Source organism: Citrobacter sp. U14242 (assembly GCF_046555775.1).
Lineage (GTDB): Bacteria > Pseudomonadota > Gammaproteobacteria > Enterobacterales > Enterobacteriaceae > Citrobacter.
Map to the genome: position 1 here is coordinate 1 of NZ_JBKGLW010000013.1, position 22191 is coordinate 22191.

The 22191-nt window shown below is 49.9% G+C and carries 16 protein-coding genes; 13 read left to right on the plus strand and 3 right to left on the minus strand.

Going from position 1 to position 22191, the window contains the following annotated elements; genetic code table 11:
• The first annotated feature begins 561 nt into the window (after nucleotides 1-561).
• From ACLJXE_RS19905 to ACLJXE_RS19925, 5 genes are all read left to right on the plus strand, one after another.
• A complete protein-coding gene (locus ACLJXE_RS19905; RefSeq protein ID WP_410751870.1) occupies nucleotides 562-2193 on the plus strand; it encodes a sensor histidine kinase in 1632 nt (543 codons plus the stop codon).
• Nucleotides 2190-2909 (plus strand): two-component system response regulator DcuR, encoded by a 720-nt coding sequence (gene dcuR / locus ACLJXE_RS19910; protein WP_005132485.1) that lies wholly within the window; start codon nucleotides 2190-2192, stop codon nucleotides 2907-2909. The genes ACLJXE_RS19905 and dcuR overlap by 4 nt, the downstream gene beginning before the upstream one ends.
• Nucleotides 2910-3660: 751 nt before the next feature.
• Complete coding sequence (dcuB, locus tag ACLJXE_RS19915) at nucleotides 3661-5001, plus strand: anaerobic C4-dicarboxylate transporter DcuB (protein ID WP_048213861.1); 1341 nt, start codon at nucleotides 3661-3663, stop codon at nucleotides 4999-5001.
• 96 nt (nucleotides 5002-5097) lie between these two features.
• Complete coding sequence (gene fumA / locus ACLJXE_RS19920; RefSeq protein ID WP_061067059.1) at nucleotides 5098-6744, plus strand: class I fumarate hydratase FumA; 1647 nt, start codon at nucleotides 5098-5100, stop codon at nucleotides 6742-6744.
• Between the two features lie 147 nt (nucleotides 6745-6891).
• Nucleotides 6892-7524 carry a DUF2238 domain-containing protein gene (locus ACLJXE_RS19925; RefSeq protein WP_286627948.1) on the plus strand — a complete coding sequence of 211 codons (633 nt, stop codon included), beginning with the start codon at nucleotides 6892-6894 and terminating at the stop codon, nucleotides 7522-7524.
• 54 nt (nucleotides 7525-7578) lie between these two features.
• On the opposite strand, the gene ACLJXE_RS19930 is transcribed toward ACLJXE_RS19925, so the two are convergent.
• Nucleotides 7579-8934 (minus strand): alpha-glucosidase/alpha-galactosidase, encoded by a 1356-nt coding sequence (locus tag ACLJXE_RS19930; protein ID WP_410751801.1) that lies wholly within the window; start codon nucleotides 8932-8934, stop codon nucleotides 7579-7581.
• A 268-nt stretch (nucleotides 8935-9202) separates the two neighbouring features.
• On the opposite strand from ACLJXE_RS19930, the gene melR reads away from it, so the two are divergent.
• From melR to pmrB, 7 genes are all read left to right on the plus strand, one after another.
• On the plus strand, nucleotides 9203-10135 hold the full coding sequence (gene melR, locus ACLJXE_RS19935) for a transcriptional regulator MelR (RefSeq protein ID WP_410751802.1): 933 nt from the start codon (nucleotides 9203-9205) through the stop codon (nucleotides 10133-10135).
• A gap of 275 nt (nucleotides 10136-10410) precedes the next feature.
• A complete protein-coding gene (adiA, locus tag ACLJXE_RS19940; RefSeq protein ID WP_286627953.1) occupies nucleotides 10411-12678 on the plus strand; it encodes an arginine decarboxylase in 2268 nt (755 codons plus the stop codon).
• A 314-nt stretch (nucleotides 12679-12992) separates the two neighbouring features.
• Complete coding sequence (locus ACLJXE_RS19945; RefSeq protein ID WP_286627945.1) at nucleotides 12993-13754, plus strand: AraC family transcriptional regulator; 762 nt, start codon at nucleotides 12993-12995, stop codon at nucleotides 13752-13754.
• 127 nt (nucleotides 13755-13881) lie between these two features.
• Complete coding sequence (gene adiC, locus ACLJXE_RS19950) at nucleotides 13882-15219, plus strand: arginine/agmatine antiporter (protein WP_286627944.1); 1338 nt, start codon at nucleotides 13882-13884, stop codon at nucleotides 15217-15219.
• 143 nt (nucleotides 15220-15362) lie between these two features.
• Nucleotides 15363-17000 carry a phosphoethanolamine transferase EptA gene (eptA, locus tag ACLJXE_RS19955; protein WP_410751803.1) on the plus strand — a complete coding sequence of 546 codons (1638 nt, stop codon included), beginning with the start codon at nucleotides 15363-15365 and terminating at the stop codon, nucleotides 16998-17000.
• 4 nt (nucleotides 17001-17004) lie between these two features.
• Entirely contained in the window at nucleotides 17005-17673 is a 669-nt protein-coding gene (gene pmrA, locus ACLJXE_RS19960; protein ID WP_048213870.1) for a two-component system response regulator PmrA, read from the plus strand.
• Nucleotides 17674-18756: a two-component system sensor histidine kinase PmrB gene (pmrB, locus tag ACLJXE_RS19965; protein ID WP_410751804.1), complete on the plus strand. Its 1083-nt coding sequence runs from the start codon at nucleotides 17674-17676 to the stop codon at nucleotides 18754-18756.
• Here pmrB and pmrR read toward each other — a convergent pair.
• Together pmrR and proP are read right to left on the minus strand one after the other, a co-directional pair.
• Nucleotides 18750-18839, minus strand: a complete 90-nt coding sequence (gene pmrR / locus ACLJXE_RS19970; protein ID WP_003826741.1) for an LpxT activity modulator PmrR — start codon at nucleotides 18837-18839, stop codon at nucleotides 18750-18752. The two genes, pmrB and pmrR, sit on opposite strands and share 7 nt — an antisense overlap.
• A 127-nt stretch (nucleotides 18840-18966) precedes the next feature.
• Nucleotides 18967-20469, minus strand: a complete 1503-nt coding sequence (gene proP / locus ACLJXE_RS19975; RefSeq protein WP_410751805.1) for a glycine betaine/L-proline transporter ProP — start codon at nucleotides 20467-20469, stop codon at nucleotides 18967-18969.
• Between the two features lie 701 nt (nucleotides 20470-21170).
• Here proP and kdgT point away from each other — a divergent pair.
• Nucleotides 21171-22169, plus strand: coding sequence for a 2-keto-3-deoxygluconate transporter (gene kdgT / locus ACLJXE_RS19980; RefSeq protein WP_286627940.1), 999 nt, complete (start codon nucleotides 21171-21173; stop codon nucleotides 22167-22169).
• The last annotated feature ends 22 nt before the right edge of the window (nucleotides 22170-22191 follow it).

A 22191-nucleotide genomic window follows, 5' to 3' on the forward strand; every position in this document is an offset into this window, starting at 1 on the left:
AGACTTGGTATTCATTTTTCGTCTTGCGACGTTAAGAATCCGTATCTTCGAGTGCCCACACAGATTGTCTGATAAATTGTTAAAGAGCAGTTGCGACGCGCTTTAGCGCTCTGTCGCGAGGTGGCGTATATTACGCTTTCCTCTTTCAGAGTCAACCCTGAATTTCAGGATTTTTCTCTTCAACCGGACCGGCTGTTTGCGTGAAGTGATTCACATCCGCCGTGTCGATGGAGGCGCATTATAGGGAGTTTCCCTCAGCCCGCAACCCTTAAATGACAGAAAAATGACTGACTGCTGCATTCCACAGCAAAAGCCCGCTTTATACCCATTTACACACAGAGTTATCCACAAAGTCGCCAATATTTCCTGCATCACATCCCGGAAAAAGAAGAAACCAACATTGAATTCTCTTTTCTATATAGAAAGAAAATAACGGATGGCCGTTTTCTACTACATATATAAGAAGGGATGGCGGCGGGAACACCCGGATCCCCTACTACCTTTGAATTACGTACCTCATCAGGCGATAATACCCGTACAAATAGTGATTCCAGGACTGCGATGAGACACCCTCTGCAACGAACTGCTATACGCAAACGCCCGATGAAACTCGGCACAACCGTGATCCTCATGGTCAGCGCTGTCCTCTTCTCTGTGCTGCTCGTCGTTCATTTGATTTACTTCTCGCAAATCAGCAACACGACACGTGATGCATTAGCAGACAAAGCACTTGCGGTAGCGCGAACGTTGGCAAACTCTCCTGAAATCCGCGAGGGGCTCAAGAAAAAGCCTGAGGACAGTGGTATCCAGGCAATTGCTCAGGCGGTCAATAAGCGCAACGATTTTTTATTCATCGTTGTCACGGATATGAAAAGCATTCGTTATTCACACCCTGAAGCACAACGTATCGGCCAACCGTTTAAAGGCGACGACATCCTGTTGGCGTTACAGGGCAAAGAGAACGTTGCAATTAATCGCGGCTTTCTGGCTAAAGCGCTACGCGTTTTCACCCCCATTTATAACGAACATCACCAGCAGATTGGTGTTGTGTCGATTGGTCTCGAGTTAAGCAGGGTCACCGAACAGATCAATAACAGCCGCGGCAGTATCTTTTGGTCCATCTTATTTGGCGTTCTGGTTGGGTTACTAGGTACCTGGGTATTGGTGAAGGTTCTCAAACGCATTCTGTTTGGTCTGGAGCCTTATGAAATATCCAACCTGTTCGAACAGCGCCAGGCGATGCTGCACTCTATAAAGGAGGGGGTCATTGCCGTTGATGATAGTGGTGAAGTCACACTGATAAACCAGGCCGCTCAGGAGCTGCTGGATTACCGTAAGTCGCAAGATGATGCCCAGCTCTCCACACTCAGCCATGCGTGGTCTCAGGTAGTTGATCTTTCGCAGGTGCTACGTGATGGAACGCCACGCCGTGATGAGGAGATCACAGTGAAGGACCGACTGCTTTTAATCAACACCGTTCCAGTACTGAGCAATGGCAAAATCATCGGGGCAATTTCAACGTTCCGAGACAAGACAGAAGTCCGTAAACTCATGCAACGTCTGGATGGTATGGTCAACTATGCCGATGCACTTCGTGAACGATCCCACGAATTCATGAACAAGTTACACGTGATTCTGGGATTGTTGCACCTGAAAAGTTATAAGCAGTTGGAAACTTACATCATTAAGACGGCCAACAATTATCAGGAAGAGATTGGCTCACTGTTAGGCAAAATAAAATCACCGGTGATCGCAGGCTTTTTACTCAGTAAGATTAATCGCACATCTGATTTAGGTCATAGCCTGATCATTAGTAATGAAAGCCAGTTGCCGGAAAACAGTAATGAAGATCAGGTGGCGGTGTTGATCACCGTACTGGGTAATTTGATTGAGAACGCCCTGGAGGCGCTAGGTCAAGAACCGGGGGGAGAGATCAGCGTATCCTTACATTATCGACACGGCTGGTTGCATTGCGAAGTGAATGACGATGGTCCGGGGATCGCCCCCGAACACATCGACCACATCTTTGAGAAGGGCGTCTCGTCAAAAGGAACCGAACGAGGCGTCGGTTTAGCACTTGTGAAACAACAGGTTGAAAACGTTGGCGGCAATATATCCGTCGAATCCGAACCTGGGGTCTTCACCCAATTTTTTGTACAATTACCGTGGAATGGTGAGAGGGCCAGCAGATGATCAATGTCTTAATTGTCGATGACGATGCAATGGTAGCGGAGTTAAACCGCCGTTATGTCGCGCAGCTGTCTGGTTTTCATTGCTGCGGAACGGCCTCTACTCTCGAAAAAGCCAAAGAGATCATCTTTCATGGCGAACATCATATTGACCTAATTCTACTGGATATTTATATGCAGAAAGAAAATGGTCTGGACCTGCTACCCATTCTGCACAGTGAAGGCTGTAAATGTGATGTCATCGTCATCTCCTCCGCCGCCGATGCGACAACCATCAAAGACTCACTCCACTACGGTGTCGTTGACTATCTGATCAAACCGTTTCAGGCCTCACGCTTTGAAGAAGCCTTAACCAACTGGCTCCAAAAGAAAACGGATATGGAGAAGCACCAGTACTATGAACAGTCAGAGCTTGACCAACTGATTCATGGCAGCTCTTCCAGCGAGCAGGAAACGCGGCGCTTACCCAAAGGGTTGACACCACAGACGTTACGTACGCTGTGCCAGTGGATTGACGAGCACCAGGACCAGGAGTTCTCCACGGATGAGCTGGCTAACGAGGTTAATATCTCCCGGGTCTCATGCCGTAAATACCTTATCTGGCTCGTCAACTGCCATATCTTATTTACCAGCATCCACTATGGCGTTACTGGCCGACCGGTTTACCGCTACCGCGTTCAGGCAGAGCATTACTCATTACTTAAACAATACTGCCAATAAAATTCTCCCGGGGATTATTCGTTATATAAAAGTAACAATTATTAAAATAATGAAAAATCCCTTTTTCGCTCACAAAAACAGATAAACAATGAATTTGCGTTAGATCAAATATATTTGTATCGGACATGTTAAATTTATTATTTTATTATTGATAAATATCACACTGTTTTTAATTTCAAAATCGCTAACAAAAGTTAATTAAGTATTAACTAACTCACAGAGTGTGTATTTTTACTCCTAAAGGATTAGTCTGAATTTAATCAGACATAAAAATCTAGACTGGTAGCAATGGAGACCATGCTACGTACTATGGACACCGTACATTTTTGTGAGCAAATAAACGTATCCGTACGCCAGACTCATTACCACATGACATGGCGTGACCGCGATCACATAAAGAATACTCTCACCTGGTATACCGGTGTTTCACGTAATAGCGGACAACGTAGAACCGACGGTCAGCACCCGGAAAAATGGTGTAAGCCAGCCAAACTACAGCGTCAGCTGCAGCGCTTCATAACCAGCCCGACTTCCCATCGCCTGAGGATTCTCTCCTCTGATCAATGCCATAGAAAAAAGCTAAATATTTCCAAAAATTTATAAAAACATTCTAGCCAGACATTTAAACATTAATCGCAAATACGGACATATCGAATACTGACCATTTTTTGATGCTTATTCCGGCAAAAAAGAATGTGCCACAGATCCATTTTTCAAAAAATTGACTGGGTTTTTCGCGAGGGTAAATAAAATGTTATTTAGTATACAACTTCTCATAATATTAATATGTTTGTTTTATGGCGCCAGAAAGGGCGGTATCGCGCTGGGTTTGTTAGGCGGTATCGGCCTGGTTATTCTGGTTTTCGTGTTCCATCTCCAGCCGGGTAAACCCCCTGTCGATGTAATGCTGGTTATTATTGCCGTGGTAGCCGCATCTGCAACCTTGCAAGCTTCCGGCGGTCTTGACGTTATGCTGCAAATTGCTGAAAAGCTACTGCGTCGTAACCCAAAATACGTTTCTATCGTAGCTCCATTTGTTACCTGTACCCTGACTATCCTGTGCGGTACCGGCCACGTGGTGTATACCATTCTGCCGATCATTTATGACGTCGCCATTAAGAACAATATTCGCCCGGAACGCCCAATGGCGGCGAGTTCTATCGGTGCACAGATGGGGATTATCGCCAGCCCGGTTTCCGTAGCCGTTGTCTCGCTGGTTGCGATGCTGGGTAACGTGACATTTGAAGGCAAGCACCTCGAATTCCTCGACCTGCTCGGCATCACCATTCCATCTACCCTGCTGGGTATCCTGGCTATCGGTATTTTCAGCTGGTTCCGTGGTAAAGATCTGGATAAAGACGAAGAGTTCCAGAAGTTTATTTCCGTACCTGAAAACCATCACTATGTGTATGGCGACACGGCAACGCTGTTAGACAAAAAACTGCCGAAAAGTAACTGGTTGGCAATGTGGATCTTCCTCGCGGCCATCGCCGTTGTTGCCGTGCTCGGTGCAGTATCTGAACTGCGCCCTTCTTTTGGTGGCAAACCGCTGTCAATGGTACTGGTTATCCAGATGTTCATGCTGCTGACTGGCGCATTGATTATCATCTTAACCAAAACTAATCCCGCATCTATCTCAAAAAATGAAGTCTTCCGTTCAGGTATGATCGCGATTGTTGCGGTGTACGGTATTGCCTGGATGGCCGAAACCATGTTCGGTGCGCATATGTCTGAAATTCAGGGCGTACTGGGCGAGATGGTGAAAGAACATCCGTGGGCCTATGCGATCGTCCTGCTGTTAGTCTCCAAGTTTGTAAACTCTCAGGCTGCAGCGCTGGCCGCTATCGTTCCGGTCGCACTGGCTATCGGGGTTGATCCAGCGTACATCGTTGCTTCTGCTCCGGCATGTTACGGTTACTACATTCTGCCGACCTACCCGAGCGATCTGGCTGCTATTCAGTTTGACCGTTCAGGTACCACCCACATTGGTCGTTTCGTTATCAACCACAGCTTCATTCTGCCTGGTTTGATCGGCGTAAGCGTATCCTGTGTCTTTGGTTGGGTCTTCGCCGCAATGTACGGTTTCCTGTAAGCACACTTCGCGTGCCGTCCGCTATGGTGCGGCACGCCACCTTTAAGACGCAGAGAATTTTTAAATTCCTGATAAAAATGAAAAGGCTGGAAGCAAATGTCAAAAGTTGAATTCACTTACCAGGCGGCTTTCCCACTGGGGGAAGACAAAACTGAGTACTACCTGCTGACATCCGATCATGTCAGCGTCGGCGAGTTTGAAGGCGAGTCAATCCTGAAAGTAGCACCTGAAGCACTTACGCTACTGGCCCAGCAAGCCTTCCACGATGCCTCCTTCATGCTTCGCCCTGAACACCAGCAGCAAGTCGCCTCCATACTCCATGATCCTGAAGCCAGCGAAAACGATAAATATGTTGCGCTGCAATTCCTGAGAAACTCCGAGATTGCCGCCAAAGGCGTATTGCCAACCTGCCAGGATACCGGCACGGCCATTATCATGGGCAAAAAAGGCCAACGTGTCTGGACCGGTGGCGGTGACGAAGCGGCGCTCTCCAGAGGCGTATTTAATACCTATATTGAAGATAACCTGCGCTACTCGCAAAACGCGGCGCTGGATATGTACAAAGAAGTGAATACCGGCACTAACCTGCCTGCGCAAATCGACCTGTACAGCGTGGACGGCGACGAATATAAATTCTTGTGCGTGGCAAAAGGCGGCGGTTCTGCCAACAAAACCTATCTGTATCAGGAAACGAAAGCACTGCTGACTCCCGGCAAACTGAAAAATTTCCTGGTCGAGAAAATGCGTACGCTGGGGACCGCAGCTTGCCCGCCGTACCATATCGCATTTGTGATTGGGGGTACGTCAGCAGAAAGCACCCTCAAAACGGTGAAACTGGCCAGCACACACTACTATGATGCGCTGCCGACTGAAGGTAACGCTCACGGTCAGGCATTCCGCGATCTGCAACTGGAACAAGAACTGCTGGAAGAAGCCCAGAAACTCGGCCTCGGCGCCCAGTTTGGCGGGAAATATTTCGCTCACGACATCCGCGTGATTCGACTACCTCGCCACGGCGCATCCTGCCCGGTAGGCATGGGCGTTTCCTGCTCCGCAGACCGTAATATTAAGGCCAAAATTAACCGCGAAGGTATCTGGATTGAAAAACTGGAGCATAACCCAGGCCAGTACATCCCGGAATCTCTGCGCCAGGCCGGCGAAGGCGAAGTGGTTAAAGTTGACCTTAACCGTCCGATGAAAGAGATCCTTGCCCAGCTTTCTCAGTACCCGGTATCCACCCGTCTGTCGCTGAGCGGTACCATCATTGTGGGTCGCGACATCGCCCACGCGAAGCTGAAAGAACGTATCGAGTCCGGCGAAGGTCTGCCGCAGTACGTGAAAGATCACCCGATCTACTACGCAGGCCCGGCGAAAACACCGGCAGGTTACCCATCCGGTTCTTTGGGTCCAACCACTGCGGGTCGTATGGACTCCTATGTTGACCTGCTGCAGTCCCATGGCGGCAGCATGATCATGTTGGCGAAAGGTAACCGCAGCCAGCAAGTGACCGACGCCTGCCATAAACACGGCGGTTTCTACTTAGGTAGCATCGGTGGTCCGGCAGCTGTACTGGCGCAGCAGAGCATTAAGCATCTGGAATGCGTGGAATACCCGGAGCTGGGAATGGAAGCTATCTGGAAAATCGAAGTTGAAGATTTCCCTGCCTTCATCCTGGTCGATGACAAAGGCAACGATTTCTTCCAGCAAATCGTGAGCAAACAATGCGCTAACTGCGCGAAGTAACCTATTCGGCCCGGCGCTGGACTGACACCAAATTGTGGGGGCCAGCCCAGCGATCCCCCCGGGCCAACTTTACCCCCTCATTAACTGGCGTTGAATTTTTGCCGTTCACAGTGAATAGTAATATTTTCCATTACTTGTGAATTCACCATGCTCCGCACACTGAATCCTGTAATACTGAACACTGGCGCTATAGTGCTGGCGCTGATCCTTATCTACACCGGCATCTGTGCCACCGAGAAATTGACCTGGTTGATGGAAGTGACGCCGGTCATTATTGTTGTGCCATTGCTGCTCGCCACCATGAAGCGTTATCCGCTGACCCCCATGCTCTACACGCTCATCTTCTTTCATGCCATCATTTTGATGGTTGGCGGCATGTATACCTACGCCAAAGTCCCCATTGGTTTTGAAGTGCAGACGTGGTTGGATCTCAGTCGCAACCCCTATGACAAACTGGGTCATTTTTTCCAGGGACTGGTGCCAGCTCTGACGGCAAGAGAGATTTTAGTCCGCGGCAATGTTGTCCGCGGCCGCAAGATGTTAGCGTTTTTAGTCTGCTGTGTAGCACTGGCAATCAGCGCCACTTATGAGCTCATTGAATGGTGGGCGGCACTGGCGATGGGACAAGGCGCGGATGACTTCCTTGGTACGCAGGGCGATCCATGGGACACCCAGTCGGATATGTTCTGCGCCCTGCTCGGCGCGCTAACGACGGTGCTTGTACTGGCGCGAGTTCACTGCGTACAGCTGCATCGCTACGGGTTGGTAAGCGCTAACTAAATATACATACTGCCGGATGTCGATAACGTTCATCCGGCAGACGCGAGACGGACCTTATCGATGCAACCAGGCCGGCAACCACTCGCCGTGTGCGTCAATCAGATCATCCACCAACGCATAAATCTCCTCAATCCCTAATACCGCAGCCGTATGCGGATCCATCATCGCCGCGTGATAAACACGATCGCGATTCTCCGTCAGAATCGCTTCCGTCAGCAGGGTTTGAACATTGATATTCGTTTGCATCATCGCCGCCAGATGAGACGGAAGAGCACCCACTTTTGTCGGCTGAATACCATTGGCATCAACCAAACAAGCCACCTCGACACAACAGCCCTGCGGCAGGTTATCGATCAGGTTATCGTTACGAACATTGCCATACACCACGCTGGGTTCTCCGGTCCAGATAGCGTTCATGATTGTGCTGGCATATTCCCGTGACGGTTTGATATCAATGCGCGCCGTCGTTTTGTACTCTTCCAGCTCTTTATGCCAGTTCGCTAGCTGCTCGACACAGCGCTTCGGATATTCATCCAGCGGAATCTTATAGCGTTCAATCAGATCGTCACGACCCGGTTTGATAAACCACGGCGTGTATTCAGCAAAGTGTTCCGACGACTCGGTGACGAAATACCCCAATTTTTTGAACATTTCATAACGCACAATGTTCTGGCAGCGAGTATTGCCGTGGATATTCGGTTTCGGGACCAGGCCTGTTTCATAAGCTGCCAGCAGTTCCGGATAGAGATCGACATAGGTCCCATCAGCCGTTTTACGCTCCAGTTGCAGATAAAACGCCATATGGTTGATTCCGGCGCTGCGATAGCGCAAAGAAGTAGGGTCGATATCCAAATCACGGGCCAGCTCCTCCGCCGTTCCCTGCACCGAATGACATAACCCAACCTGTTTAATATGCGGATAGCGTGCATACATTGCCCAGGTGTTCATCGCCATGGGGTTAACATAATTAAGCATGGTGGCATGCGGGCAGACGTCGGTCATATCCTCGCAAATCTGCCATAAATGCGGAATAGTACGCAGTGCGCGCATAATGCCACCAGGCCCCAACGTGTCGGCTATCGTTTGTTCCAGACCGTGGCGTTTACACACGGAAAAATCGGTCACGGTACACGGCTCGTAACCGCCGATCTGGAAGGCGACAATCACAAAATCGGCATCCTGCAATGCCGCTTTTTGATCGGTATAACACGTGATCTGGCCGCAAGCGCCAGCCGAGTCCATCAGCTTACGCACCACAATATGCGACTCTTCCAGGCGGACGGCATCGATATCCATTAAAGCAATATGCGCGGATTTCAGCGCATCGCGGTGAAAGACATCTCCGAGAATATTCTTCACGAAAATCGTCGATCCCGCGCCGATAAAAGTAATTTTGGGTGCAGACATCATGACTCTCCAGAGCGTGGGGTGATGAACGTCATGGTGGCATGAGGATGTGAGAAAAACGTCCGGCTTCTGCGCCGAATACTCCCAAAAACTCAGTTCGCCTTTTCGTCCGAATGAAAACTGAGTTTCTGGGATAATTTTTACCAAAAAGCAGAGAATCCGGGTTCAAAAAAGCACACTACAGGTAATGGTGACCTGATTTGCGCGCCAATTCGCAGTCTTATCCGCTGAAAAATGGCATGATTCTGAACAATCAGGAACTGGAGCTCCCATGACCACGCCGCCAATCTCAGCGCTTCCCCCCGATCCGCACATGTGCAACAGCGATGAAAAACAAACCCGTAGCCCACTGTCGCTGTACTCGGAATATCAACGTCTCGATATCGAACTACGCGCACCACACGCCATGACCACCAGCCACTGGCATGGGCAGGTGGAGGTTAACGTACCGTTCGACGGCGATGTGGAATACCTGATCAATAACGAAGTGGTGCAGATAAAACAGGGCCATATCACCCTATTTTGGGCCTGTACGCCGCACCAGTTAATACGACCTGGCGCCTGCCAGAACATGGCTATCTTTAATTTACCCATGCACCTGTTTCTCTCCTGGCCGCTGGACCGTGAACTGATCAACCACGTCACGCATGGCATGGTCATCAAATCACAAGCCTCTCAGCAGTTGAGCACCTTTGAAGTTCAGCGCTGGCAGCAGGAGCTGAGTAGCCCGAACGAACAAATTCGCCAGCTTGCCATCGATGAAATTAGCCTGATGCTCAAGCGGTTTAGCCTCTCCGGCTGGCAGCCAATCCTGGTCAATAAAACCTCGGGCACGCACAAAAACAGCGTGTCACGTCACGCACAGTTTTACGTGAGTCAAATGCTCAGTTTTATTGCCGACAACTACGATCAGGCGCTCACCATCAACGATCTTGCGGAGCACGTGAAGCTCAACCCCAACTATGCGATGGGGATTTTCCAGCGCGTGATGCAACTCACCATGAAGCAGTACATTACCGCGATGCGTATCAACCACGTTCGCGCATTGCTGAGCGACACCGATAAAACCATTCTGGACGTCGCCCTTACCGCCGGGTTTCGCTCCAGCAGTCGTTTTTACGATACTTTCAGCAAATTTGTCGGCATGTCACCACAGCAGTACCGCAAACTGAGCCAACAACATCGACAATCGATGGCCGGATGAGCGCCGGATGGCGCAAACACATGTCCACTGACAGCACCTCCCATTCGGCAATATCAGTATCAGCCAAAAAAATAATCCCCCTGTCGATAAACAGTGCCGAAAAATGGCCTTCAATGAATATTAATTATTTGTTTATAAAGGAATAAAAACAAAATGAGCTCATTTATTAGCCACTTTACAGCCCAATTCGTCAGGATAATACTTGCCTGCGTCACATTCATACGGTGTGTCTGCAATCCATAAATTGCAACCTCTCCACTACCGGGTAAAAGATGATGAAAGTATTAATTGTTGAAAGTGAGTTTCTGCATCAGGACACCTGGGTTGGTAGCGCTGTCGAGCGTCTGGCTGATGCCTTAAGCCGCCAAAATGTTACCGTCATTAAGTCCACCTCATTCGACGATGGTTATGCCATCCTCGCGGCAAATGAAGCCATTGATTGCCTGATGTTCAGCTATCAAATGGAACAACAAGATGAACACCTGAATGTCAGGCAATTGATCGGCAAGCTCCACGAACGCCAGCAAAACGTCCCCGTTTTTCTGCTGGGCGATCGGGAAAAAGCCACTGCATCGCTGGATCGCGATCTGCTGGAGCTTGTCGATGAATTCGCCTGGATTCTCGAAGATACCGCTGACTTTATTGCCGGACGCGCCGTTGCTGCGATGACCCGCTACCGCCAACAACTGTTACCGCCGCTGTTCAGCGCGCTGATGAAATACAGTGACATCCACGAATATTCCTGGGCAGCCCCAGGTCACCAGGGCGGCGTGGGATTTACTAAAACGCCGGCTGGTCGTTTCTATCATGACTACTACGGTGAAAACCTGTTCCGTAGCGACATGGGTATTGAACGCGCGTCACTGGGTTCACTGCTTGACCATACTGGCGCGTTTGGTGAAAGCGAAAAATATGCCGCGCGTGTCTTCGGCGCTGACCGTTCATGGTCCGTGGTGGTCGGTACTTCTGGCTCTAACCGCACTATCATGCAGGCATGCATGACTGATAACGATGTGGTGGTGCTGGACCGTAACTGCCATAAATCCATTGAACAAGGGCTCATTCTTACCGGGGCAAAACCGGTGTACATGGTGCCAAGCCGCAACCGCTACGGCATTATCGGGCCTATCTACCCGCAGGAAATGCAACCTGAAACATTGCAGAAAAAAATCAGCGAAAGCCCGCTGACGAAAGACAAAACCGGACAGAAACCGTCATATAGCGTTGTAACCAACTGCACCTATGACGGTGTCTGCTACAACGCTAAAGAGGCGCAGGATCTGTTAGCCCAGACCAGCGATCGCATTCATTTCGATGAAGCCTGGTACGGTTATGCGCGTTTCAACCCGATTTATGCCGATCACTACGCTATGCGTGGTGCACCTGGCGACCATAGCGGCCCAACCGTTTTTGCCACCCACTCGACCCATAAGTTGCTGAATGCGCTCTCTCAGGCATCTTACATTCATGTCCGTGAAGGTCGTGGAGCGGTAAATTTCTCCCGCTTTAACCAGGCGTACATGATGCACGCCACCACTTCTCCGCTGTATGCCATCTGTGCATCAAACGACGTGGCCGTTTCCATGATGGACGGTAACAGTGGCCTGTCGCTCACCCAGGAAGTGATCGATGAAGCCGTCGATTTCCGTCAGGCGATGGCACGGTTGTACAAAGAATTCACCGCTGAGGGCGACTGGTTCTTCAAACCGTGGAACAAAGAGGTGGTTACCGATCCGCAAACCGGAAAAACCTATGACTTTGCGGATGCCCCCACTCAACTCCTGACGACCGATCAGAACTGCTGGGTGATGCGTCCGGGTGAATCCTGGCATGGGTTTAAGGACCTGCCAGATAACTGGAGCATGCTGGACCCCATTAAAGTCAGTATTCTGGCTCCAGGTATGGGTGATGATGGTGAGCTGGAACAGACCGGTGTTCCGGCGGCGCTGGTTACCGCCTGGCTTGGCCGCCACGGCATCGTACCGACCCGTACCACCGATTTCCAGATTATGTTCTTGTTCTCTATGGGGATCACCCGTGGTAAATGGGGTACGCTGATTAACACGCTGTGCTCTTTCAAACACCACTACGATGCCAATACCCCGCTCTCACAGGTGATGCCGGAACTGGTAGAGGAACATCCTGACACTTACGCCAATATGGGTATTCACGATCTGGGCGACACCATGTTCGCCTGGCTGAAAGAAAATAACCCAGGTAGCCGACTCAATGCGGCCTACTCCGGCCTGCCCGTTGCTGAAATTACCCCGCGTGAAGCCTATAACGCGATAGTCAGCGATAACGTTGAGATGGTGGCTATTGAAAATCTGCCTGGCCGTATCGCAGCCAACTCCGTCATTCCTTACCCACCGGGAATTCCAATGCTGCTGTCCGGGGAAAACTTTGGCGATGCCAACAGCCCGCAGATTAGTTATCTACGTTCGTTGCAATCCTGGGATCATCATTTCCCTGGTTTTGAACATGAAACCGAAGGAACGGAAATTATTGACGGTGTGTATCACGTCATGTGCGTGAAAGCCTAATGTCGCTTTTTAGATAGTCTATTTTTTATAAGGTTGACGTGTGATGGTTGAGTAATTCCTGAGTATTGCTGCAAAACAATAACATTGTCATACCTTTTGCGCGGGACCACCCCGCGCTTTTTTTATACGCAAATAGTACGTTGCCACTTGCGTAAAAAATTATGTACAGGCCAAGAATCCCTACAGATATTGTAATTACTAAAAATCACGCTATTTTATCGCGTGTCTTGATTCATCATACAATTCTTTTAGCCGCTATTTCTCAGCAGGTGTTGAGTTACGGTATTTGATGTTCATATTCCGGGAGTTTGGGTATGAGGCTTTGCAGCAAAGAAGCTTGTGTTGTTGTATTAACGGAGAAAGATGTTTGGTTAAGGATTAACGGTAAAGAAGCCATCAGTTTAAAAGCTAACCACATGGCTCTGGTGGCGTGTGATAATAATATTATCGACTTCTCTTCAATTAATAACGCACTGGTCGTACATATCAGCCGCGATGTCATTAAAGACTATCTACGATTTTTAAATAAAGATCTTTCACAGATCCCTCTCTGGCAACGTAGCGCTAACCCAGTGATGACCGCCGTCTGCCTGACGCCGGATGTCTTCCGGGTTGCGGCTCAACACAGCGTGATGGAAACGCAAAACGAAGGCGAGAATGAGCGTACCCGCTCACTACTGTTCACCGTATTATCGCGTTTTCTCGACAGCAAAAAGTTTATCTCCCTGCTGATGCATATGTTACGCAATCGCATCAGCGACAGCGTTTACCACATCATTGAGAGCGATATTCATAAAGACTGGAATTTAAGCATGGTCGCCAGCTGCTTATGCCTGAGTCCCAGTTTGTTAAAGAAAAAGCTCAAAAATGAAAATACAAGTTACAGTCAAATAATCACCACGTGTCGTATGCGTTATGCCGTCAATCAATTAATGATGGACGGGAAAAACATTTCACAGGTATCTCAGTTGTGCGGATATAACAGTACTTCATACTTTATCTCCGTATTCAAAGAATTCTATGGAATGACGCCACTGCATTATGTCAGCCAACATCGGGAACCATCCGCTGCCTGATTTTTACTCATTTAGCGATAAGCCATAATAATATCAGCATTGGCGATACCCCTGTTTCGCCATCATAAAATAGTCTTCTGAAGAGGTATGATGTGACGTCATTTATCCTTATCAGGAGTAAAAAAATATGTCGACGGATGCTGATGCTCACAAAGTGGGCTTAATCCCCGTCACCCTTATGGTGTCGGGGAATATTATGGGTTCCGGTGTATTCCTGTTACCCGCAAACCTGGCGTCAACTGGCGGGATTGCAATCTACGGATGGTTGGTCACTATTATTGGTGCTCTGGCACTGTCGATGGTGTACGCCAAAATGTCGTCCTTAGACTCCAGTCCCGGTGGTTCTTACGCTTATGCACGCCGCTGCTTCGGTCCCTTTTTAGGCTACCAGACTAACGTCCTGTACTGGTTGGCCTGCTGGATTGGTAACATCGCCATGGTCGTTATTGGTGTGGGTTACCTGAGCTATTTCTTCCCAATTTTAAAAGATCCGCTGGTCCTGACGCTCACCTGTGTCGTTGTACTGTGGATCTTCGTCTTGCTGAATATTGTCGGTCCAAAAATGATCACTCGCGTGCAGGCCGTTGCGACGGTACTGGCGCTGGTACCGATCGTCGGGATTGCCGTCTTCGGCTGGTTCTGGTTCCGCGGTGAAACCTATATGGCAGCCTGGAACGTCAGCGGGATGAATACCTTCGGTGCAATCCAAAGCACCTTAAACGTAACGTTATGGTCGTTCATTGGGGTTGAAAGCGCCTCCGTTGCCGCCGGTGTGGTTAAAAACCCGAAACGTAACGTCCCTATCGCCACCATTGGCGGGGTGCTGATTGCCGCCGTCTGCTACGTTCTCTCAACCACGGCGATTATGGGTATGATCCCTAACGCTGCGCTGCGTGTGTCAGCCTCACCGTTTGGTGATGCTGCACGAATGGCACTGGGTGATACCGCTGGGGCCATTGTCTCCTTCTGTGCAGCGGCTGGGTGCCTTGGCTCACTGGGTGGTTGGACACTGTTGGCCGGCCAGACCGCAAAAGCGGCTGCCGATGACGGCCTGTTCCCACCGATTTTCGCGCGCGTCAACAAAGCGGGAACACCGGTTGCCGGGCTAATCATCGTCGGGATCCTGATGACCATCTTCCAGTTCAGCAGCATGTCACCAAACGCTGCAAAAGAATTTGGTCTGGTCTCTTCCGTCTCAGTCATCTTCACGCTGGTGCCTTATCTGTATACCTGTGCCGCTTTGCTGCTGCTGGGCCACGGTCACTTTGGTAAAGCGCGTCCGATGTACTTACTGGTGACCTTCGTGGCATTTGTCTACTGCATCTGGGCAGTGGTGGGTTCTGGCGCCAAAGAAGTGATGTGGTCGTTCGTGATGTTGATGGTCATCACCGCGCTGTATGCGCTCAATTACAACCGGATCCATAAAAACCCGTATCCTCTGGATGCCCCGACCAACAATAATTAATGCCTGTAAGCGTCGTTGCCCGATGACATAAACGCATCGGGCCTACGCATCCCCCCACCAGTACCTGCTAACATTAAGAACTTAATGTTGGCTTAATTTTACTTTGAGAGGATCCGCTCCACTTAGTCGATGGAACCCCCTTAATGTTAAAGCTCCTGTTTAAAAGACCGACTCTCGGGCAAATCAGCTGGCTATTGCTGATCTCATTTTATCTTGCGACCTTCCTGAACATCGCGTTCTACAAACAGGTACTGCAAGACCTTCCGCTGGATTCCCTGCGCAACATCCTGGTGTTCTTATCGATGCCGGTTGTCGCTTTCAGCGTCATGAATATCGTGCTCACACTGGCCTCTTTTCTGTGGCTTAATCGCCTGGTCGCGTGCATTTTCATTTTGGTCGGGGCGTCCGCCCAGTATTTCATCATGACCTACGGCATCATCATCGACCGTTCGATGATCGCCAACATGATGGATACCACACCTGCTGAAACCTTCGCCCTCATGACGCCGCAAATGCTCCTGACGCTGGGAGTGAGCGGCATTCTGGCCGCCATCGTTGCTTGCTGGGTAAGAATCAAACCCATTACGCCTGCGCTGCGCAGCGTGTTGTATCGCGCTGCGAATATCCTGATATCGGCACTGCTTATCGTGCTGGTCGCCGCCTTTTTCTATAAAGATTACGCGTCGCTGTTTCGTAATAATAAAGAGCTGGTTAAGTCCCTCAACCCGTCCAACAGCATCGTGGCAACGTCATCCTGGTATTCACACCAGAGGCTGGCCAACCTGCCGCTGGTGCGTATTGGCGAAGATGCGCACCGTAATCCAGAAATGGTGAAAGGAAAACGTAAGAACCTCACTATTGTGGTGCTTGGTGAAACGTCGCGCGGCGACAACTTCTCGCTGTCGGGGTATTCACGTCAGACCAATCCGTTGCTGGAAAAAGATGATGTCGTTTATTTCCCGCGTACAACGTCCTGCGGTACAGCGACAGCCGTTTCCGTACCCTGCATGTTCTCCGACATGCCACGTGCGCACTACGATGAAGAGCTGGCTCACCACCAGGAAGGCGTACTCGATATCATCCAGCGGGCGGGAATTAACGTTCTGTGGAATGATAACGACGGCGGCTGTAAAGGTGCCTGTGACCGCGTACCGCATCAGGATATGACTGCGCTGAACCTACCGGGACAGTGTATTAACGGTGAATGCTACGATGAAGTCCTGTTCCACGGGCTGGAAGAGTACATTAATAACCTGCAGGGCGACGGCGTGATCGTGCTGCACACCATCGGCAGCCATGGTCCAACCTATTACAACCGTTATCCGCCACAGTTTAAGAAATTTACCCCAACCTGCGATACCAACGAAATTCAAACGTGTTCGCAGCAGCAACTGGTGAATACCTACGACAATACCATCCTGTACATTGACTATATTGTTGATAAAGCGATCAATATACTGAAAGCGCATCAGGACAATTTCACCACCAGTCTGGTGTATCTTTCCGATCACGGTGAATCCTTAGGAGAAAACGGCGTCTACTTGCACGGTCTGCCGTATTCGATTGCACCAGACACACAAAAACATGTACCGATGCTGTTGTGGCTTTCAGAGGACTATCAGCAACGCTACCAGATTTCTCAAACATGTTTGCAGAAACGGGCCAGCTCAGAAGATTTCTCGCAGGATAATCTGTTCTCAACCCTGCTGGGATTAACGGGCGTACAAACCAGGTATTACCAGTCAGCAGATGATATTCTGCACCCATGCAAGGGAGGCTAACCGAATGAAAATTCTGATTGTTGAAGACGATACGCTGTTACTACAGGGGCTGATACTTGCCGCACAAACGGAAGGCTACGCCTGCGATGGCGTGTCAACGGCCCGTGCCGCCGAACATTGCCTTGAAACGGGTCATTACAGTCTTGTCGTTCTGGATTTAGGTTTGCCGGATGAGGATGGCCTGCATTTTCTGACCCGCATCAGGCAGAAAAAATATACCGTTCCGGTCCTGATCCTGACTGCCCGCGACACCGTGAAAGACCGCATCACCGGGCTGGATGTCGGCGCTGATGACTATCTGGTCAAACCGTTCGCGCTGGAAGAACTGCATGCCCGCATTCGGGCGCTGTTGCGTCGGCATAACAATCAGGGTGAAAGTGAGATTATCATTGGCAACCTGACATTGAATATCGGCCGCCGCCAGGTGTGGATGGATGGACAAGAAATTGTCTTAACGCCAAAAGAGTATGCGCTATTGTCGCGGCTGATGCTCAAAGCGGGGAGCCCGGTACACCGGGAAATTTTGTATAACGACATCTACAGCTGGGATAACGAGCCGTCGACCAATACGCTGGAAGTCCACATCCATAACCTGCGCGATAAAGTGGGAAAATCACGCATTCGCACGGTTCGAGGTTTTGGCTACATGCTGGCCGCTACTGAGGAAAGTTAAGTGAATTTGATGCGTTTTCTAAAACAACCGCTCCCGCTTCGCCAGCGTTTAATGCTGACGATCGGCCTGATTCTGCTGGTCTTCCAGCTGATTAGCACCTTCTGGTTGTGGCACGAAAGCACCGAGCAAATACAGCTGTTCGAACAGGCGTTACGCGAAAACCGTAACAACGATCGCCATATCATGCATGAGATCCGTGAGGCTATCGCCAGCCTGATCGTCCCCGGCATTTTTATGGTCAGCCTGACGCTCATTATTTGCTATCAGGCGGTGCGGCGCATTACCCGTCCTCTTGCCGATCTCCAACAGGAGTTAGAAACTCGCACAGCGGATAATCTGGCTCCCATTAATATCCGTAGCTCCACCATTGAGATACAGGCGGTAGTGACGGCGCTCAATCACCTGGTTACGCGGCTAACAACCACTATCGACAACGAGCGTCTGTTTACTGCCGACGTTGCCCATGAGCTACGAACGCCACTATCCGGCGTTCGTCTGCATCTGGAATTGCTGTCAAAAACCCACAATGTTGACGTTACGCCGCTAATCACCCGTCTCGACCAAATGATGGACAGCGTATCGCAGCTGTTGCAACTCGCCCGTGTGGGTCAGTCGTTTTCGGCCGGAAATTACCAGCATGTCAAACTGCTGGAGGACGTCATTCTGCCCTCCTACGATGAGCTCAGCACCATGCTGGACCAGCGACAACAAACGTTGCTCCTACCGGCAAGCGCAGAGGATGTCATCGTACGCGGTGACGCCACGCTGTTGCGGATGCTGTTGCGAAATCTGGTAGAAAACGCCCACCGTTACAGCCCGGAAGGTACCAACATTACGATTAACCTTAACGCGGAACAAAATGCAATTATGGCCGTCGAGGATGAGGGGCCAGGCATTGATGAAAGTAAGTGCGGGGAGTTAAGCAAAGCGTTTGTACGCATGGACAGCCGTTTCGGCGGCATTGGGCTGGGATTGAGCATTGTCAGTCGAATTACCCAACTTCATCACGGGCAGTTCTTTTTACAAAACCGCCCAGGAGCCAGCGGTACTCGCGCCTGGGTGGTGCTGGAGAAAGATCAGTAAGAGCTCACCCACACGTACAAAAAGCTGCTCACAATCAGTACGCTGCACACGGTGGTCAAACTTTCATAAATACGGGTTTTCATGACACTCTCCTCCGATAATCTGGAGGAGAGTTTGCCTTACGGAGATTAAGCCAACCTTAAGTTGATATGATGGTTCGGCATAATCTCCGTAGGCCTGAAAGCTGCGTACTATCAGGCAATGACATCATTACTCATCAATACGCGGATGCTGCTGGACCAGGCGCGAACGCTTAACCTGTAGCTCAGCAATTTCCTGATCGATGTCTTCGATTTTCTGCTCAATGTTATCGTAGTGCTCACCGAGAATTTCTTTCGCTTCCTGAATATCCGAAGCCGCAGGTGTCGCCCCTTTCAGCGGCTGATTGGCAGTCTCTTTCATGCTCACACCGGTAATTAAACCCACGACCGCAATCACCATCAGATAGTAAGCAGGCATCATCAGATTCTGCGAACTTTCCACCAGCCAGGCAGCCAGCGTCGGCGTCAAGCCTGCAACCAGTACCGAAATGTTAAACGCGGCGGCCAGCGCACTGTAACGAATATGTGTCGGGAACATCGCGGGTAACGTTGATGCCATGACCCCGGTGAAGCAGTTGAGGATCACCGCCAGCATCAGCAACCCGGCGAAAATCAGGCCGATGACATTGCTGTTAATCAGAATAAATGCCGGGATTGCCAGCACAAACAGCGCAATACTGCCCATGATCACAAACGGACGACGCCCGAAGCGGTCACTCAGCAGGCCCATCACCGGCTGCACAAACAGCATACCAATCATAATGGCGATAATAATCAGCACACCGTGATCTTCAGAGTAGTGCAGGTTATGCGACAGGTAGCTCGGCATATAGGTGAGCAGCATGTAGTAGGTGACGTTGGTCGCAATCACCAGACCGGTGCACGCCAGCAGGCTACGCCAGTATTTAGTCGCAATTTCTTTAAACGAAATCTTCGGTCCTTCCTGCAGACCCTGACGATCGCCCTGCTCCAGCTTGTCGACATGCTGCTGAAACGCAGGGGTTTCTTCCAGAGCATGGCGCAGATACAGACCAATCAGCCCTAACGGTAGTGCCAGGAAGAACGGAATACGCCAACCCCATTCAAGGAAGTTGTCTTCACCGACAACGGTCGAGATCAAGACGACGACACCGGCCCCCAGCACAAACCCGGCAATAGAGCCGAAGTCCAGCCAACTGCCCATAAATCCACGCTTACGGTCCGGGGAATACTCTGCGACAAAAATCGACGCGCCGGTATACTCTCCGCCGACCGAAAAGCCCTGTGCCATCTTACACAACAGCAGCAGGATCGGTGCCCAGATACCAATAGACGCATACGACGGGATCAACCCAATACAGAAGGTACTGATCGACATAATCACAATCGTGATAGCCAGGATCTTTTGGCGACCGTATTTATCGCCGAGCATACCGAAGAACAATCCACCAAGCGGTCGAATCAGAAAGGGAACGGAGAAGGTCGCGAGTGCAGCAACCATCTGCACGCTGGGGTCAGCCCCCGGGAAGAACACTTTACCTAATGCGTAAGCAACAAACCCATAAACACCAAAATCAAACCACTCCATTGCATTACCTAGCGACGCTGCGGTAATGGCTTTTCGCAGTTTTCCGTCATCAATAATGGTGACGTCGCGAAGCGTAATTGGCTTTATTTTTTTCCTTTTTAGCATACCAGTCCTCATAGACTTAGCCCTGTCGCGCTACAGATCGAGTCTCCCAACGCCGTATGCGCTAAGGTCATCGCCGAGCGGGGATTGCACAGGCGCAATCCCTGTAACAAGCGTAGCAGGTTTACTTACACTGACTGATCATGAGCAGTACAACCGAACCTGTTGACGCCTGATTGGGCGGTTAATGACCTCTTTACCCTAACAGTGTTTAAATGTGTGATCAACTTCACACATAGTTTTTCATTTCGTCAACCTGAGTAAATAAGGTCATTTTCAGTCAGATTTTTTACATGAAATGCTTGCGATTTATAGAAGATTAATTACAAGAATAAATCGCTTGGTTTCCTCAACAATCACAGAAGTCACTATTAATCTGCTAGCAAAAAACCCACCTAATCCCTTCACAAAAAGATCACAGGTTTTTTAATAATCTGAACCTGTAATGATCTTTGCTCGGAATATGTGATGAAGATAACTAAAACATCGTTTTATTTTGATTGAATCAACGTTCCTATGAATGCAAACTAATTCCAGACGCAATATCCCTGGGAGCAGTAGCACGCTCAACGTATGCCGCGTTAGATTTTATAAAACAAAGAGATAGCCGTTTTCTCTGTTAAAACTCACAAGTAACATTTTGAATTTAAATAATTTTTAATTTCTTGCGCGTTTATAACCTGCGACAAGACATGAGGACGTTTATGAAAATTAAAGCCACGATTGAACGCATCCCCGGCGGAATGATGTTGATTCCTCTGTTATTAGGCGCAGTGTTAAATACGTTAGCTCCCGATACGGGCGCGTATTTCGGTTCGTTTACCAAAGGTATGATCAGCGGGACAGTTCCGATTCTGGCGGTATGGTTTTTTTGTATCGGTGCATCAATTGATTTGCGAGCAACCGGTACAGTATTACGCAAGTCAGGTACATTGGTATTAACCAAAATAGCCGTAGCCTGGGCAGTGGCAATGATTGCCGCTTCATTTATTCCTGATACAGGCATTCAAACCGGGTTCTTTGCAGGTCTTTCCGTACTGGCAATTGTCTCAGCAATGGACATGACCAACGGGGGATTGTACGCCAGTCTGATGAATCAGTACGGTACGAAAGAAGAGTCTGGCGCATTTGTTTTGATGTCTCTGGAGTCTGGTCCGTTAATGACCATGGTCATTCTGGGCTCTGCCGGCCTGGCCTCTTTTGAGCCACACCATTTCATCGGCGCGGTCCTGCCGTTCCTGATTGGCTTTACACTGGGCAACCTGGATCACGACCTGCGAGCCTTCTTTAGCAAAGCGACACCAGTACTGATTCCGTTCTTCGGCTTCGCACTGGGTAACACCATTAACCTGAGCGTCATCGTTGATACCGGTCTGCTGGGTATCCTGCTGGGTGTGGCCGTCATCGTTATCACCGGTATCCCGCTGATTATTGCTGACCGCGTCATTGGTGGCGGGAACGGTACGGCAGGTGTCGCCGCCTCTTCTGCAGCTGGCGCTGCAGTGGCGAACCCAGTCATCATCGCCCAGATTAACCCGGCATTTGAACCGGTTGCCGCTTCGGCAACTGCTCTGGTCGCTGCCAGCGTGATAGTGACTGCGATTCTGGTGCCAATTATCACGGCACTGTACGCCAAACGGTTTAACAAAGCGCCGGTCGCCGCAGAAACGGCAACCACACCGGCAGACTCGCTGCACCACTAAGTCGGGCTACACATCACTCGCC

Coding starts and splice junctions, on each gene's coding strand:
- ACLJXE_RS19945 (WP_286627945.1), top strand. CDS start 12,993: ATGAGGCTTTGCAGCAAAGAAGCTTGTGTTGTTGTATTAACGGAGAAA.
- proP (WP_410751805.1), bottom strand. CDS start 20,469: ATGCTAAAAAGGAAAAAAATAAAGCCAATTACGCTTCGCGACGTCACC.
- melR (WP_410751802.1), top strand. CDS start 9,203: ATGACCACGCCGCCAATCTCAGCGCTTCCCCCCGATCCGCACATGTGC.
- pmrR (WP_003826741.1), bottom strand. CDS start 18,839: ATGAAAACCCGTATTTATGAAAGTTTGACCACCGTGTGCAGCGTACTG.
- dcuB (WP_048213861.1), top strand. CDS start 3,661: ATGTTATTTAGTATACAACTTCTCATAATATTAATATGTTTGTTTTAT.
- dcuR (WP_005132485.1), top strand. CDS start 2,190: ATGATCAATGTCTTAATTGTCGATGACGATGCAATGGTAGCGGAGTTA.
- adiC (WP_286627944.1), top strand. CDS start 13,882: ATGTCGACGGATGCTGATGCTCACAAAGTGGGCTTAATCCCCGTCACC.
- ACLJXE_RS19925 (WP_286627948.1), top strand. CDS start 6,892: ATGCTCCGCACACTGAATCCTGTAATACTGAACACTGGCGCTATAGTG.
- eptA (WP_410751803.1), top strand. CDS start 15,363: ATGTTAAAGCTCCTGTTTAAAAGACCGACTCTCGGGCAAATCAGCTGG.
- pmrA (WP_048213870.1), top strand. CDS start 17,005: ATGAAAATTCTGATTGTTGAAGACGATACGCTGTTACTACAGGGGCTG.
- ACLJXE_RS19930 (WP_410751801.1), bottom strand. CDS start 8,934: ATGATGTCTGCACCCAAAATTACTTTTATCGGCGCGGGATCGACGATT.
- ACLJXE_RS19905 (WP_410751870.1), top strand. CDS start 562: ATGAGACACCCTCTGCAACGAACTGCTATACGCAAACGCCCGATGAAA.
- kdgT (WP_286627940.1), top strand. CDS start 21,171: ATGAAAATTAAAGCCACGATTGAACGCATCCCCGGCGGAATGATGTTG.
- adiA (WP_286627953.1), top strand. CDS start 10,411: ATGAAAGTATTAATTGTTGAAAGTGAGTTTCTGCATCAGGACACCTGG.
- fumA (WP_061067059.1), top strand. CDS start 5,098: ATGTCAAAAGTTGAATTCACTTACCAGGCGGCTTTCCCACTGGGGGAA.